The sequence below is a fragment of the Saccharopolyspora terrae genome (genome assembly GCF_004348435.1).
Lineage (GTDB): Bacteria > Actinomycetota > Actinomycetes > Mycobacteriales > Pseudonocardiaceae > Saccharopolyspora > Saccharopolyspora endophytica.
Genome location: NZ_SMKS01000005.1, coordinates 63,655 through 79,009, shown reverse-complemented (window position 1 = coordinate 79,009; position 15,355 = coordinate 63,655). Strand labels below are relative to the sequence as shown.

Genomic DNA, 15,355 nt, shown 5'->3' with positions numbered 1-15,355 from the left:
GAGTGGGAGCGCTGGAGATCCCGGGCTCCGGCCGACTGTACAGATCACCTCGGGAGCCGGAAGTCGTTCTGCCGACGGAAAAACGGTGTCTCACTGGAAGGAGTGAAGATGGCTCTTCCAGCCGTCGGAGACGATCAGGACTCGTTAGGTTCGATCTAGGTCCGGCAGCGGTACCGAGCGCTTCACAGGGGGTTGGTCGACGGTGTCCCTCGGGACGGAATTCGTTGGGGGAGTGGCGGAAGGACCTGTTCCGTTCTTCACCCAGGCGCGCACCTTCGAAAGGCTCTGGCCCGAGATCAGCGGCCGCATCTGCGACGTCTTCGACAACGGGAAGTTCTCCCACGGGGAGCAGGTCGGCGAACTCGAAACCGCGCTCGCGGAATATACCGGCGCACGTCGGGTGGTCGGCGTTAACAGCGGGACCGACGCGCTGGTCCTGCTGCTGCGGGCCCTCGGCGTCCGCTCCGGCGACGAGGTCGTGGTCCCCGCGTACTCCTTCATCGCCACCGCCACGGCCGTGGTCCTCGCCGGCGGCACACCGGTGTTCGCCGACATCGACCCCGCCACCTACGCGCTGGACCCCGACGAGATCGCCCGGGTCGCCACACCGCGCACCCGCTTCGTGATGCCCGCGCACCTGTTCTGCCGGATGGCCGACGTCGACGGGATCAACGAGGTCGCGCGGGACCTCGCGCTGACGGTGGTCGAGGACAGCGCCGAGGCCATCGGCATGCGCCACGGCGGCGTCCACGCCGGCCTGCACGGTGCGGGCGGTGTGCTGTCGTTCTTCCCCACCAAGACGCTCGGCGCGCTCGGCGACGCGGGCGCGGTGCTCACCGACGACGACCACGTGGCCGACGCCGTCGCGGCGCTGCGCCACCACGGGCGGGTCGGTCGGACCCTCAACGACTTCCCGGCGATCTCCACCGAGACCGCGATGGCGGGGACCAACAGCAAGATGGACGACATCCAGGCCGCGATCCTGCTGGCCAAGCTGCGGCACCTCGACGACGACATCGCCCGCCGCGCCGCACTCGCCGAGCGCTACCGAGCGGGCCTCGACGGTGTCGTGCCGCTGCCGGATCCCGGCGACGCGCCGGTGTTCTACGTGCAGCTGATCGAGGTGGAGCTCCGCGACGCGCTGGCCGAGCACCTCGCCGAGCGGGGCATCGGCACCGAGGTCTACTACCCGGCACCGCTGCACCTGCAGCCGTGCTTCGCCGCGCACGGCCACCGCCGGGGTGACTTCCCGCGCGCCGAGACCGCCAGCGCCCGAGCTCTCGCGCTCCCGCTGCACGCCGACCTGGAGCCCGAGCAGGTCGACGGGGTGTGCGCGACGATCCGCGAGTTCTACGCCGGGAGGCCCTGATGGAGATCCCGTTCTTCCCAGCCGACCTGTTCGAGAACGACCGCAAGGTGATGCTCGACCTCATCCGCGAGATCGGCGTGGCACCGGAGCAGAAGTTTATCCTCGGCGAGCGCACCCGGGTCTTCGAGGAGATGCTGCGCGACGACCTCGGCGCGGCCGACGTCGTCGCCTGCGGCAGCGGTACCAGCGCGCTGGGGCTCGTGCTGCGCGCGATGGAGATCGGTCCCGGTGACGAGGTCGTGGTTCCGGCCTTCGGGTGCGCTCCGCTGGCCTCGGCCGTTCTGGAAGCTGGCGCGCAGCCGGTGTTCGCCGACGTCGACCGGCGCACCGCGGTCGTCGACCCCGAGGACGTGGCCGCGCGGATCACTCATCGCACCAAGGCGATCATGCCCGCGCACATGTTCTCGGTCATGGCCGACATGCCCCGGTTGACCGAGATCGCCTCCTCGCGCGGGGTGCGGCTCGTCGAGGACTCCGCGGTCGCGCAGGGCGCGGTCCTGGCGGGAACTCCGGCCGGGTTGTGGGGCGAGGCGGGCGTCTACTCGTTCGTGCAGGTCAAGTCGTTCGGCATGCCGGGGGAGGGCGGTGCGGTGGTGACCCGCGACGCCGAGCTGGGGGCCCGGGTGCGGATGCTGCGCAACCACGGTCAGCGGACCCGGTTCGTGCACGAGGTGGTGGGCACCAACAGCCGCTTCGACGAGATCCAGGCCGCGTTCCAGACCTACCGCTACTCCGGGTTCGCCGAACGGCTGGCGCGTCGCGCCGACATCGCCGACCACTACACCTCGTGCTTCACCCCGCTGCCCGACGTCGTCCCACCGCCGCCCGGGCGCGATGGCCGGTGCTACTACGTCTACTGCGTGCAGAGCGACCGGCGCGACGAGCTGCGCGCGTTCCTCGCCGCGCGCGGGATCGGTTCGCACGTGTACTACCCGAGCCCGCTGCCCGAGCAGCCCGCGTTCGCGCCGCACGCCCCGGTGGGCGAGGGGTGGCCGGGTGCCGAGAGCGCCTGCGCGAGGATCCTGGCGCTTCCGGTGTACCCGCACCTGTCCGACACCGAGGTCGAGCGCGTCGCCGACGCCGTGCGCGAGTTCAGCGGGGGTGCGCATGACCGCTGAGGTCGTCGCGCCCCGCCCGACGAGCAGCGTTCGGGACTACCTGCGGCTCGGCAAGTTCGACGTCTACGACTACTACCTGGGCATCCTGATCGTCGCCTCCGCGGCACCCGCGGAACCGGTGACGCTGCTGCTGTTCCTGCTCGGCGAGGTCGCGGTGATCGTGGCCGGTGTCGCGTTCGACGACGTCACCGGCTACCGAGACGGCAGCGACCTGGTCAACTACGGACCCGATGACAGGCTGCGCAAGAAGCTCCGCAAACCGCTGGTCGCCGGAACGCTGACCGAGTCGCAGGCGCTGCGGTTCGCCTGGGGCGCGGCGGCGATCGGAGCCGCCCTGTGGACGGCGGCGGTGCTGACCGCTCCGCACCGTCCGATGTGGAGCGTGGTGCTGCTGGTCGTGGTGTTCGCCGCCGCGTTGCAGTACTCCTACGGGCTCAAGCTCAGCTACCGCGGTTTCCAGGAGGCGTTCCTGGTGGTGCTGGGCATGACCCTGGTGCTGGCGCCGCACGGTCTGATCACCGGCGAGTTCTCCGGGTTCGTGCTGGTGCAGGCGGTGCTGTTCGGCATGGGCCCGCTGATGTTCGGGGTGTACTCCAACACCAACGACGTCGACGGCGACCGCGCCGTGGGCCGTCCGACCGTCGCCGCGCTGACCACCGAGCGCGGCAACGCCCGGTTCATAGGCGCGCTGTCGGTGGGCGAGTTCCTGCTGGGCGCCCTGGCGTCGGTGACCGGGGTCGCGCCGTGGTGGTTCGCGCTGCTGGTGCTGCCCGCCACCGCGCTGCGCGCGCGGCAGTACCACCTGGGTTTCGCGGTCGGGGACATCATGCGGGCGCGCAAGCTCGGCTTCACCGCGCACCGCACGTGCGTGGCCCTGCTGGTGCTGGCCAACGTCCTGGTGGCGATCGGATGAGCCCCGACGTGGACGTGGCCGTCGTGGGGGCGGGCATCGCCGGGCTCACCGCCGCCACCGAACTGCGTCGCGCCGGGCTGGACGTGCGGGTCTACGAAGCGGCCGAGCGGATCGGCGGGCGCATGGCCACCGCCCGCGTCGACGGCTGCGCGATCGACACCGGCGCCGAGCAGATCTCCCCGCGCGGCTACCCGGCGACCTGGGACCTGTTGCGCCGGTTGAACTTCCGCCCGTCCGACGTGCCGCCGATCGGCAGGCCCATCGCGATGTGGCGGGACGGCGAGGCGCACCTCGGATTCGGTTCCGCGCGCGGCCTGCTCACCGGAGCCGGGCTGTCCCCGCGCGCACGACTGGACCTGCTGCGGCTGCCGACGCGCATCGACCCGGAGCGCCCGGAGAGTTCGAGCCTGGGCGATGCCACGGTGACCGCGCTCGCCTCCCGCCACCACCCGGACGTGCACGACTACCTGCTCCAACCCGCCGCGTCGTTCTGCCTCTGGGACCCGCGGCGGTCCTCGGCGGCGGTGCTGCTCGGCATGCAGCAGGCGGTCGGCAGCGCGTCGACCTGGCGCACCTACCGGGAGGGCATGGACCAGCCGTGCCGTCGCATGGCCGCCGAACTGGACGTGGTCATCGGGCGGCCGGTGAGCGAAGTCGTCTCCGGCGGTGACTCCGCGCGGCTGCGGGTGGGGGAGGGCGTGATCACCGCGCGGCAGGTGCTGCTGTGCGTGCCTGCTCCCGTCGCCGCTGCCTTGCACGCCAATCCGCCTGCGGCGGAAGCGGAATTCCTGACCGCCTGCACCTTCACCTCGGCGATCAAGGTGGCCATTCCGCTCGAGGCCCCGGTCGCGCTGCCCGGCAGGCCCTACCTGCTGATCACCCCGCGCGCCGAGGAGGACCTGCTGGCGGCGATCCTCTTCGACCACCTCAAGCACCCGGATCGCGTGCCGGCGGGCAAGGGGATGGTGACGGCGGTCGTCAACGCTGAATCCACCCCGGAGCTCCTCGCCGCGCCCGACCACGAGGTGGTCTCCCGCGTCATCGAGGCCGCGCGGCGCTACCTGCCGGTCAGCGGCGCGGCGCACGTGCACCGCCACGCCCACGCGCTGCCCGAGTGCACCCCGGCGGCCCTCGCCGCGCTGCCGGGTTTCCGGGGACGCGCGATCGGGCCGGTGGACTACGCGGGGGACTGGGTGAACCTGCGCCCGCACAGCGAAGGGGCGGTCCGCACCGCCGCGCTGGCCGCCTCCCGGGCGCTGAGCAGGTTCGGCGCCGCCGTTCCGGTCTGACGAAGGAGTTCGCGTTGCGTCCACACGACATGGGTGCGCTCTTCGACCGAGCCGCCTCGCGAGGTCACGCCACCACGGTGCACCTGGACCGGCCGTTCGACATCGCGCCCGGCGCAGGCACCGACCACGACGTGCCCGCGCTCGCCGAACTCGTGCGGGCGGCCTCCGGCTGGTGGTGGGAGGCGGGCGCGCGGCCCGGGAGCCGGGTGGCGATCCTCAAGGACGACCACTGGGACGTCGACCTGCTCGCCTGCGCCGCCGTCCGCGCCGGTGCGGTGCCCGCGAAGCTGTCCGGCCGGCTTCCCGCCGAGACGGCCTCAGCGCTGCTGAAGCGGCTGGAACCGGACGTCCTGGTGACCTCGCCCGGACTGATCGAGCGGGCCGCGGAGGAGGGCGTGGACCTGGCCTCGTTCGCGCGCACGACCGTGAGCACGGGACCGGCCCCGGGCGCGGTCCACCTCGACGAGCTGCGGGGGAGCGGCGTTCCGCAGCCGCACCGGCGCGGGGACGACGAACCGCTGGTCATCACCCACACCTCCGGCACCACCGGGGTGCCCAAGCTCGTGGTGCACTCGACCCGGTCGATCATCGCCAACCTCGCCCGCTTCGAGGCGCTCCCGACGCCGGTCGTGGGCATCCGCAAGGACGACGTGCTGGCCACCGCCAGCTCCTACGCCCACGGGCGGACGTTCTGCTGGACGGCCGTGGCCGTGAGCACCGCGCCGCGCGAGATTGTCGTCCTGACCGGTCAGGACCCCGATCAGGTCGACCCGGTGCTCCGGCAGCACCCGCCGACGGTCGTGGAGGGGCTGCCCGCTTCGTTCGTGCGGCTCAAGCCGCTGACCGCGCGGCTGGCCAACCCGTTCCGCCGCACCCGGCTGTTCATCAGCACCTACGACGCGGTGCACCCGCCCACCGTGCGAGCGTTCCTCAAGGCCAGCTGCCGGAAGCACCCGCTGTGGCTCGACGGGTTCGGCCAGACCGAGACCGGGCCGCTGACGTTCCGGATCCACCACCGCGGCTCGGTGCAGCGGCGGCGCTCCACCACGCACCGCGTGGGCCGGCCGATCCCGTTGAAGACGCGCCTGAAGCTGGTGGATCCCGGCACCTTCCAGCCGGTGCGGCCCGGCGAAACGGGGCTGCTGCTGGCTCGGACCCGCGCGCTGTGCCTGGACTACCTCGGCGAATCGGAGCGGTTCGCCGCCAAGAAGGTCGGAACCTGGTGGAACACAGGCGATCTCGGCATCCGCACCAGGGACGGCAGCGTGCACCTGGTGGACCGCGAGGTCGACTGCGCCGCCGAGGGGAGCTGCGTGGCCACCGAGGACACCCTGGAAGAACGCATCCCGCGCGCGATCGAATGCGTGCTGCTGGCCCGCGCGGACGAGCCTCCGCTGCTGGTCGTGATCACCAGCGACGGCGAGCTGTCCGAGCACACCTGGCGCCACGCCTGCCACGGCCTGCCCGCCATGTCCGCACCCGTCGTCCTGAGGTGGGAGGACGTGCCGCGAACCGGCACCGGCAAGGTGCGCAGGCTCGAACTGCTGGACCGGCTCACCGGAAGCGCCGAGACCTACGGAACGGGACGGTGGACATGACATCCCAGGCCTACGTCTTCACCAACGACGGCCCGCACTACGCCGAGCAGCACCGCTGCCTCGCCGCGTCCTACGACCACATCACCACCGGGCGACTGGCCGCCACCGGTGTCACCGACGGCTGGCGCTGCCTCGAAGTGGGCACCGGGCACGGCAGCGTCGCCCGCTGGCTGGCGGAGCGGGTCGCCCCCACCGGCAGCGTGCTGGCCGGCGACATCGCCCCCGGCGACGTCGAACCGCACCCGAACCTGACGGTCGTGGAGCACGACATCGCCACCGATCCGCTTCCCGCCGAGCGCTTCGACCTGATCGTGGCCCGCATGGTCCTGCAGCACTTCCCGCAGCGGAACGCCGTGCTGCGCAAGCTGATCACGGCGCTGAAGCCGGGCGGGTGGTTGCAGATCGACGAGCTGGACACCGGTTACGAGCCCGTCCTGATCGCCACCGACGCCGCCGTCTACGAGAAGTTCCTCGCGGCGAAGACCGATCACATGCGCTCCCGGGGAGGCGACCCGGAGTGGGGCCGCAAGGCGCCCCTCGCGATGCGCTCAGCCGGGTTGGTCGACGTCGACCCGCGCCCGCACATCGGTTCCCGCCACGCGGGCTCGCCCGAGCTCGCGCTGCAGTACAACCACACCTTCCACCTGCGGGAAGGTTTGCTGGCAGCGGGGATGACCGAGGCGGAGCTGATCCGGGTGCGCGAGGTCATGCGCGATCCGGGTTTCCGGGCGTCGTCGAGCGTTCTGTACTCGGTGCAGGGCAGGAAGCCGTCGTGATCGCCGAGCGGGTGGCGGCCGGGCTGCTGCGCGAGCTCGGCGAATTTCCCGCCGTCTGGTGCGACATCGACTGGCCCGGGCCGGTGGAGATGGCGTTGCGCGACGAATCCGCCGTGCAGGCGGCCTGCGGGATCATGCACGTCCACGGTCGAGCGTCCGGGGGTCTGAGGCGACTCGGCGTCGACTACGCCTCGGCCGTGGCCGGAGTCCTGGCCGTCCACGGCATGCTGGCGGCCGAGCTGGCGCGGGTGCGCGGCGCCCGGGTCGAGGCGGTGCGCACCTCGGTCGCGCAGGCGGCTCTGCTGGCGGTCGGCCAGTACCTCGCGGTGGCCACCACCGACGACGACTGGGACGAGCGGTGGGAATGCGGTCCGCGCCCGCCGTTCCGGTCGCAGGACGGCATCCGGTTCGAGCTCGAAGCGTTGAAAGCCGAAGGCTGGCAGCAGTTCTGGAGCCACCTCGGTGCCGAGCCCGCCGACGTGGCCGCCGGCTGGTGGCCGTTCCAGCAGCGCTTCGCCACCGCGTCCTGCGCGCTCCCGGAATCGCTGATGTCCCGCACGCGCCGGTTCCCGTTCCGGGACCTGCTGAAGGCCGCCGGGCAGGCGGGGGTGAGCGTCCTGCCGGTCCGCGACGAGCCGGGCCAGCCGACGAGGGTTCCCGCCTGCACGTTCCGGGACCTGCCGGGATCGTCGAGGGCTCGTCCCTGGACGGGAGGTGAACCGCTGGACGGGATCGTCGTCGTCGAATCGACGCGCCGGATCCAGGGCCCGATGGCCGGGCACGTGCTGCGGATGCTCGGCGCCGAGGTGATCCGCGTCGAGCCGCCGGGTGGCGACCCGATGCGCGGCATCCCGCCGATCTCGGGGGACAGCTCGGCCCGGTTCCGGGTGTTCAACGACGGCAAGCGCGTCACCGAGATCGACCTGAGAACCGCTGCCGGGCGGGAGGAACTGCGCGAACTCGTGGCCGGGGCGGACGCCTTCGTGCACAACTGGGCGCCCGGTCGTGCCGAACGCGACGGCCTCGACGCCGACGAACTCGCCCGCGTCAGGCCCGGTCTGGTCCACGCGTGGTCGTCGGGGTGGACGCCGCTGCCCTGGCCGGACCCGCCGCTGGGCACCGATTTCCTCGTGCAGGCCCACAGCGGCCTGGCGGCCACCGAACCCGACCGCGCGCCGTCGCTGATGACGCTCACCGACATCATGGGCGGACTGGTCTGCGCGGCAGGCGTCCTGGCCGCGCTGCTGCGCCGCGAGCGCACCGGGCTCGGCGCCCGCGTGGACAGCTCGCTCTACTCGGCTGCGGGGGTGATCCCGCGGAGCCCGGCAGGTCCCGCGCGGCTGCTGGAGCGGGACGGTCGGATGGTGCTGCTCGATGGCACACCGGTGTGCACCGACCTGCGGGAACTCGCCGCCGACCCGCGGTTCAAGCGCGCCCTGAACCACACCACGCACGTGTCACCGCAACCTCCTTGGGAGTTCGCATGAGCTGGACGTCGCGCAACGGGATCGAGATCCGCGACCTGGTGCCCGCCGAACTGCGCGCGCACTGGGTCGAGCAGGGACTGTGCCCGGATCGGCCGATCTACGACCTGTTCACCGACCGGGTCCGGTCGCACCCGGGACGCGAAGCCGTCATCGACGGCGAGGTGACGCTGACCTACCAGGACCTCGACCAGGCGGTGCGGCGCGTGGCCGCCGCCCTGAGCGCCGACGGATTCGGCCAGGGCGACATCATCGGGATCCGGTTGCCCAACGGGTGGCGCATGGTGGTCGCGGAACTCGCGGTGGCCGCCATCGGAGCCGTCGTGCTGGCCTACCCCGGAGGGAGCGGAACCAAGGACACGATCAGCCTGCTGGGTCGATCCCGAGCAGCAGCAGGCATTTTCAGCGATCCCGCTGACGCCGAGGTCGCCGCCGGGCTGCCGACGCTGCGCGCGGCGCACGTCTTCGACGACCTCGACAGCGGCGCCGACTGGCACCCGCCGGAACTCGACCCCGAAGCACCGGTGCGCATCCTGGTCACCTCCGGCTCGCAGTCCGACCCGAAGATGATCGCCTACTCGCACAACGCGATGGCGGGCGGCCGGGCCAACTACGTGCGGGCGTTGAGTGGCGGAGACGAGCCGATGCGGGCCCTGGCGCTGATGAAGCTCGCGTCCTCCTACGGTTCGCTCGTCACCCACGTGAGCATCGCCGCGCTCGGCGCCACCGTCGTCCTGCAGGACCGCTTCGACGCGGGCGAGACGCTCCGCGCGGTCACCCGGCACCGGCCGACCCACCTGTTCGGCGTGCCCACGATGCTGCGCAGGCTCACCGAGCACCCCGCCGAAGCGGACGAGGACCTGTCGAGCCTGCGGGCGGTGGTCTCCAGCGGTGCGCCGCTGTCGGACGTCACCGCCCGTGCGTGCACCCGCCGGTTCGCCGCGCGGGTCATCACCGTCTACGGGTCGTCCGACGGCATCAACTGCCACACCGCGCTCACCGGCACGGGCGAGGGGACGGGAACCGGCTCACCCGACCCGGAGGTCGCCGAGATCCGCATCGTCGACGAGGTCGGGCGCGACGCCGGACCCGGCGAGGCGGGGGAGATCTGGGCGCGCGGACCGATGACGCCGCTGAGCTACGTCGCCGCCACCGAGCTCGACGAGCGCCACCGCACGCGCGGCGGGTGGGTGCGCAGCGGTGACCGGGGCGTGCTGGACGAGCTCGGGAGGCTGCACGTGCTCGGCAGGATGGACAACACCGTGCTGCGCGGTGGTTTCCAGATCAGCCCGGCCGAGGTGGAGCGGGAGATCGGCGCGCATCCCGGCGTGGTGGACGTGGCCTGCGTGCCGGTCCCGGACGACGAGCTGGGGCAGCGGCTGTGCGCGTGCATCAGCCAGGCCGCCGGGACCGAGGACCTGACGTTGGACGAGGTCACCGCGTTCCTGGAGGGGGAACGCGGGCTGGAGCGTCGCAAGCTCCCGGAGTTCCTGCTCCGGTTGCCGGAACTGCCGCTGGCGCCGACCGGCAAGGTCTGCCGGCGCACGGTCACCGCGATCGCCGCCGAGCGCTTCGCCGCGGATCAGCCCGCGATGAGCTCCACGTCCAGCCTGCCGTAGTGGTATTCGCGGATCGCTGAGAGCAGTTCGTCGAGGCACAGCGTTCCGCGGCCGCCGACGTCGATGCGCTCGAAGGCCTCCCCGGCCCGCTCCTCGTCGAGGCCGAGGATGACCAGCCACCGGGTGAACTCGGTTCGGTCGACCCTGCCGTCCCCGTCGCGGTCGCACACGCCGACGACGCCGCCGATGACGGGGCGCAGCGCGCGGTTGAACGCGGCTTCGCCCTGCTCGAAGATCAGGTCTTCGGAGAGGGTGGAGAACTGCGCTTCGGTGATCGTCCCGTCGCGGGAGACCCCGGCCTGATCGGCGCAGAGGTCGAAGAGCGCGCCGAGGGAAGCGCGAAGGCGCGAGGCCGCCGGGTCGGCCGGGTCGAGGCCGAAGGCGCCGGCGATCCGCTCGGCCTCGCGCTCGACGTCCTGCCGGGTCAGCTCGCCGTTGCCGGCGAGGTCCCAACGGGCGAACCGGGTCTTGATCCGGCTCTGCGCAACACACCGATCCACTCGACACCGTCCACAATCGACCGTGAATTCCCCTGGAACAACACGACAATAGCCCGATTCAGATCATCTCGCCGGATCGCGCGCCACGTCTGCGGGAACTGGGTACATTCGGGCGCGGTTTCGAGAGGTGGTGGTGCTCGTGGAGTCGTTGGCCGCGGAGATCGAGGGGATCGCGCTGGTGGATCACCACGCGCACGGGGTGCTGCCCGCTGATCCCGGGCGGGCGGAGTTCGAGGGTCTGCTCACCGAGTCCGACCGCGCCGTTCCGCCGTGGATGACGCAGTTCGACTCGCCGCTCGGGTTCGCCGTGCGCCGGTGGTGCGCTCCCGTGCTGGGGCTGGCGCCGCACGCCTCGCCCGAGGAGTACCTGGCGGTCAGGGGATCGCTGGGCTGGGACGAGGTGACCCGGCGGCTGCTCGACGCCTCCGGGGTCGGGTGCGTGCTGCTCGAAACCGGGCTGGACAGCGGTCTCGGCGTGGCGGAGTTCGCCGGGCTGTCGGGAAGACCGGTCCACGAGGTCGTCCGCCTGGAAGCGGTGCTGGAGGAGGTCGCCGGATCCGGGGTCTCGGCGGCGGAGCTGCCGTCGCGGTTTCGCGAGGCGCTGGCGAGCCGGTCGGCGGTGGGCTTGAAGAGCATCATCGCCTACCGGTACGGCTTCGACTTCGACCCGGAGCCGCCCGGCGAGGCCGAGGTCGTCCGGGCGGCCGGCGCGTGGCTCCGGCAGGGCGCCACGCGGGTGAGCGATCCGGTGCTGCTGCGGTTCGCGCTGTGGGCGGGCGTGGAGCGCGGACTGCCGATCCAGCTGCACACCGCCTACGGCGACCCCGACCTGGAACTGCACCGCTGCGATCCGCTGCTGCTGACCCGGTTCATCAAGAACGTCGAGCCGCACGGCGTGGACCTGCTGCTCCTGCACTGCTACCCGTTCCACCGCAACGCCGCCTACCTGGCCCAGGTCTTCCCGCACGTCCACTTCGACGTCGGGCTGGCGATCAACCACACCGGAGCGCGTTCGGAGGCGGTGATCGCCGAATCCCTGGAACTCGCCCCGTTCGCCAAGGTCCTCTACTCCTCCGACGCCTGGGGCCTGCCGGAGCTGCACCACCTCGGTGCCAGGCTCTGGCGCAGGGGGATGAGCCGGGCGCTGGCCCACCACGTCGAGTCCGGCGACTGGAACTTCGACGACGCGCTCCGGGTGGCCCGCATGATCGGCCGCGACAACGCCGAGCGCGTCTACGGCCTGCGCGACTCGCGCTCGTGACGACGACCCGGTGGGGCGGTGGCGGGTTCGAGCCAAGTGCCCGATATCACCCACCGTGAGGTGTGGACGGTGGCGCTCCTGATCGTTACGTTGGTGCCGCCCACCGGAGTTGACGACGTCGTTACGGGGAGGGATCAGGCGATGGCGCCTCTTGACCTGCTGTGCGCTGTGCTGATCCCGCTCGCGCTGATGGTCGGAACGGCCGCCGCGATGGTCGGCCGCAAGGTCGTCGCGCAGCGTCTCGCGGTGACCTCCGGTGCACTCGCTGTAGTGGGTCTGGCGTTGGTCTCGGTCGTGTCGTTGTTCGGCCTGTGAGCCGGCGCCCCGGCGCGGGCTGTTGGAACGCGGTGTGCGGGTCGGTAGGAACGACGTGAGAGGACCCGATCGCCACGCCGGGAGGAAACACCGTGTCCGCAGCCGAATTCGCGCGCGAACTGCGCGCTCGTGAGGAGCTCGTCGGGTACTGGATCGCGCTGGACGCCCCGGCGGCCACCGAGCGGATCGCGCGGGTGGGCTACGACTACCTGGTCGTCGACGTCCAGCACGGGCTCATCGGCCATTCCGGGATGATCAACGCGTTGCTGGCCATCGATGCCGCCGGCGGTGCGAAAGGCCTGGTCCGCGTCGCGGCGAACGAGCCCAGCGGGATCGGCCACGCCCTGGACGCGGGAGCCGCCGGAGTCATCGTCCCGCTGGTCGACACGCCCGAGGACGCGGCCGCGGCGGTCGAGGCCACCCGCTACCCGCCGCGCGGGCGCCGCTCCTACGGTCCGATGCGGTCGGGCCTGCGGGTCGGCCCTCGGCCGATCGAAGCGGACGAGTCGACGGTGGTGATCGCGATGATCGAGACCGCGCAGGGCCTGGCCAACGTTCGCGAGATCTGCGCGACCCCGGGGCTCGACGGCGTCTACGTCGGCCCGGCCGACCTGTGCCTGGCCGTCGGCGGCGCCTACCCGGGAGATCCCGACGTGGCCGAGGAGTTCGAGGCCGCGGTCGAGAAGATCCAGAGCGCGGCGGCGGAGGCGGGCATCGCCGCCGGGTTCCACGTCTCCGACGGCGACGGGGCCGGACTGCGACTCGCCCAGGGTTACACCTTCGCCAGCATCTCCTGCGACCTGGTGCACCTGGAGGCCGCCGCAGCCGGTCACCTGCGCGCGGTCAAGGGATCGGCCCAGCGCTGAGGCCCTGAGCAAGCAGCAGCCCCGGAGCCGTTTCCTCCTCGGTGAGAAGGCCGAACCGGACTCAGTTCGGGGCTCCGGGGCCGGGTAGCTGCCTGGTATTCGCCGACCGCTCTCCCGCGTCGGGATCCACAGGATTTCGGGATTCGCGCACGTCGGGTCGGCTGTTGTGCCGTGGGCGGTCCTAGCGGACAGCCACCTCACAAGTCCTGTTGGTATTCAACGTCGGACCACCTCCTTTCCTGTGTGCCCGCAGGCTATGCCGCGTCCCGTTCCACCGGCAACAGATTTTTTCGGGTCCTGAAATCGCAGGTCAGAGTACTCGTCCGGGCGTCGATGTCGATCGTTGACACCCCTACCCCCTAGGGGTATGTTCGATTTCAGGACGACGGTGGACCGTTGCGGGGAGGGCATCATGGACCACGAGCACCACCACGCCGGTGTTGAGCAGCAGGACGGTCGCGCGCTGACCCGATCGGCGATCAGCGCCACGGCGCACTGCCTGACCGGCTGCGCCATCGGTGAAGTCCTCGGCATGGTCATCGGAACCGCGCTGGGCTGGGGGAACCTGGCCACCATCGTGCTCGCGATCGCGCTGGCGTTCCTGTTCGGCTACAGCCTAACGATCGTCCCCGTGCTGCGCGCGGGCGTCGGTCTCGGCGCGGCCATCGGCGTCGCCTTCGCCGCCGACACGCTGTCGATCACCGTCATGGAGATCGTCGACAACCTGTTCATGGTGCTCATCCCGGGAGCGATGGACGCGGGACTGACCAGCTGGCTGTTCTGGCTCTCGCTGGCCGCTGCCCTGGCCATCGCCTTCGTCCTCACCGTCCCGGTCAACCGAGTTCTGATCAGCCGAGGCAAGGGCCACGCAGTAGCGCACCAGTACCACTAGGGAGTTGTGGAGGTGGTGCTCCGCGTTCGGCCCCGCGTCAACCCGAGCCGGTCAACGCCGCTGGTGACAGGCCCGGTTAGGCTCGGGTCATGCCGATGTCTGTTCGTCTCGCCACCAAGGAGGACCGGCCCGCGATCCTCGAACTGCTCCAGTCCGCGCAGGAGAGCGCGGTACCCGAGGACAAGCGCGGGGAGCAGGGGTTCGTCCCGGGTGAGTGGGACGAGGAGGCGCTGGAGGCGTTCACCGGTGGTCCCGGCACGTTCCTGGTGGAGGACAAGGACAAGCTCGCCGGGGTCCTGCTGACCGCCGAAGGCGACAGCGCGCTGCCCGGGCCGGCGCAGCGGACCGCGGTGCTGACCAAGAACCTCGACGCTCCCGTCCTGCACTGCGGCCCGGTGGTGGTCGCGCCGAAGTACCGCGGCAAGGGCGTCGTGCGGATGCTGCTGTCGGGCATGGCGCTCATGCTCGGCGACCGGTACCCCAGCGCCGCGGTGTTCGTCGAGAACACCAACCAGCGCGGGTTGAAGGTGCACCGGGCCTTCGGCATGAACAAGCACACCCGGTTCACCCTCGACGACCGCGCCTACACGGTCTTCACCTTCACCCCGGCGGACTTCAGCCCCCGACCGGCCAGGTGATCATCCGCCGAGGCGCGCGAGGGCCTCGGCGCTGCTCAGGCAACCGCCGGTCGTGAGGTTCAGGTTCGCCACGGCCGCCTCGTGCACCGCCGGGTCCGCCGCGGTCGTGCAATCGGTGATCACGTGCGCGGTGAAGCCCAGATCGGTGGCGTGGCGGGCGGTCTGCTCGACCGTCAGGTTCGTGGCGACGCCGGTGATGAACAGCGTGTCGATCCCCCGGGCGGTCAAGCGGTCGGCCAGGTCGTTGCCCGCGAGGCCGGAGAGCTTCTGGTTGTCGACCACGTCCAGCGCGCCGGACATCTCCGGGATCAGCTGCGCGCCGGGGGAGTCGGGGCGGAAGAGCTCCTGGGCCTCACCGACCGCGCGCATGAACTCGGTGTTGCGCACCAGCAGCCCCTCGCCCTCCGGGACGGTGAAGCGGGTGAACACCACCGGTGCGGCCGCCTCGGCGTGGAAGCGCGCCGCGCGCTCGACCACGCCGCTGCGGGCCACCGGATCGGCGAGCATGCCGCCGAAGAACCCCTCAGGCTTGATCACGTTGACCTGCCAGTGCAGCGCCAGAATCGCGTGTGAACCGTTCGCCATGCCGGAATCGTGCCCGACGGAACCGCCTGGTGGTGGGAGGGTGCGGAATCCCGGCTCCCACATAGTGGATCTTGAGGCGGTGTCGCGGTGGTGGTCGTATGCTCCCGTCCACGGTGCTCGGACCGAGCACTG

The 15,355-nt window shown here is 71.6% G+C and carries 15 protein-coding genes; 13 read left to right on the top strand and 2 right to left on the bottom strand.

Going from position 1 to position 15,355, the window contains the following annotated elements:
* The first annotated feature begins 232 nt into the window (after positions 1–232).
* From E1181_RS05360 to E1181_RS05325, 8 genes are read left to right on the top strand one after another with little or no spacing between them, the layout of a single operon-like run.
* Positions 233–1,369 (top strand): DegT/DnrJ/EryC1/StrS family aminotransferase, encoded by a 1,137-nt coding sequence (locus tag E1181_RS05360; RefSeq protein WP_235876401.1) that lies wholly within the window; start codon positions 233–235, stop codon positions 1,367–1,369.
* Entirely contained in the window at positions 1,369–2,487 is a 1,119-nt protein-coding gene (locus tag E1181_RS05355) for a DegT/DnrJ/EryC1/StrS family aminotransferase (protein WP_132672775.1), read from the top strand. Before E1181_RS05360 ends, E1181_RS05355 begins: the two co-directional genes overlap by 1 nt.
* A complete protein-coding gene (locus tag E1181_RS05350) occupies positions 2,477–3,400 on the top strand; it encodes a UbiA family prenyltransferase (protein WP_132672774.1) in 924 nt (307 codons plus the stop codon). The genes E1181_RS05355 and E1181_RS05350 overlap by 11 nt, the downstream gene beginning before the upstream one ends.
* Positions 3,397–4,689, top strand: a complete 1,293-nt coding sequence (locus E1181_RS05345) for a protoporphyrinogen/coproporphyrinogen oxidase (protein ID WP_132672773.1) — start codon at positions 3,397–3,399, stop codon at positions 4,687–4,689. Before E1181_RS05350 ends, E1181_RS05345 begins: the two co-directional genes overlap by 4 nt.
* Positions 4,690–4,703: 14 nt before the next feature.
* A complete protein-coding gene (locus E1181_RS05340) occupies positions 4,704–6,287 on the top strand; it encodes a class I adenylate-forming enzyme family protein (RefSeq protein WP_328590846.1) in 1,584 nt (527 codons plus the stop codon).
* Positions 6,284–7,063, top strand: coding sequence for a class I SAM-dependent methyltransferase (locus E1181_RS05335; protein ID WP_132672884.1), 780 nt, complete (start codon positions 6,284–6,286; stop codon positions 7,061–7,063). Before E1181_RS05340 ends, E1181_RS05335 begins: the two co-directional genes overlap by 4 nt.
* Positions 7,060–8,550, top strand: coding sequence for a CoA transferase (locus tag E1181_RS05330; RefSeq protein ID WP_328590845.1), 1,491 nt, complete (start codon positions 7,060–7,062; stop codon positions 8,548–8,550). Before E1181_RS05335 ends, E1181_RS05330 begins: the two co-directional genes overlap by 4 nt.
* The gene (locus tag E1181_RS05325) at positions 8,547–10,166 is read left to right on the top strand and encodes a class I adenylate-forming enzyme family protein (protein ID WP_132672772.1); all 1,620 of its coding nucleotides are present in this window, start codon (positions 8,547–8,549) and stop codon (positions 10,164–10,166) included. The genes E1181_RS05330 and E1181_RS05325 overlap by 4 nt, the downstream gene beginning before the upstream one ends.
* Here E1181_RS05325 and E1181_RS05320 read toward each other — a convergent pair.
* Positions 10,130–10,666 carry an EF-hand domain-containing protein gene (locus E1181_RS05320; protein WP_132672771.1) on the bottom strand — a complete coding sequence of 179 codons (537 nt, stop codon included), beginning with the start codon at positions 10,664–10,666 and terminating at the stop codon, positions 10,130–10,132. The genes E1181_RS05325 and E1181_RS05320 overlap by 37 nt on opposite strands.
* Before the next feature lie 139 nt (positions 10,667–10,805).
* Here E1181_RS05320 and E1181_RS05315 point away from each other — a divergent pair, with 139 nt between their 5' ends.
* The 5 genes from E1181_RS05315 to E1181_RS05295 all read left to right on the top strand — a co-directional run bounded on the left by E1181_RS05315 (position 10,806) and on the right by E1181_RS05295 (position 14,638).
* The gene (locus tag E1181_RS05315; protein WP_207922022.1) at positions 10,806–11,927 is read left to right on the top strand and encodes an amidohydrolase family protein; all 1,122 of its coding nucleotides are present in this window, start codon (positions 10,806–10,808) and stop codon (positions 11,925–11,927) included.
* 69 nt (positions 11,928–11,996) lie between these two features.
* On the top strand, positions 11,997–12,242 hold the full coding sequence (locus E1181_RS05310) for a hypothetical protein (protein WP_132672770.1): 246 nt from the start codon (positions 11,997–11,999) through the stop codon (positions 12,240–12,242).
* Between the two features lie 92 nt (positions 12,243–12,334).
* Complete coding sequence (locus E1181_RS05305) at positions 12,335–13,108, top strand: HpcH/HpaI aldolase family protein (protein ID WP_132672769.1); 774 nt, start codon at positions 12,335–12,337, stop codon at positions 13,106–13,108.
* Positions 13,109–13,520: 412 nt separating this feature from the next.
* Positions 13,521–14,000 carry a DUF4396 domain-containing protein gene (locus tag E1181_RS05300; RefSeq protein ID WP_132672768.1) on the top strand — a complete coding sequence of 160 codons (480 nt, stop codon included), beginning with the start codon at positions 13,521–13,523 and terminating at the stop codon, positions 13,998–14,000.
* 89 nt (positions 14,001–14,089) lie between these two features.
* Entirely contained in the window at positions 14,090–14,638 is a 549-nt protein-coding gene (locus E1181_RS05295) for a GNAT family N-acetyltransferase (protein ID WP_132672767.1), read from the top strand.
* On the opposite strand, the gene E1181_RS05290 is transcribed toward E1181_RS05295, so the two are convergent.
* Positions 14,639–15,223, bottom strand: coding sequence for a cysteine hydrolase (locus E1181_RS05290; protein ID WP_132672766.1), 585 nt, complete (start codon positions 15,221–15,223; stop codon positions 14,639–14,641).
* Positions 15,224–15,355 lie beyond the last annotated feature (132 nt).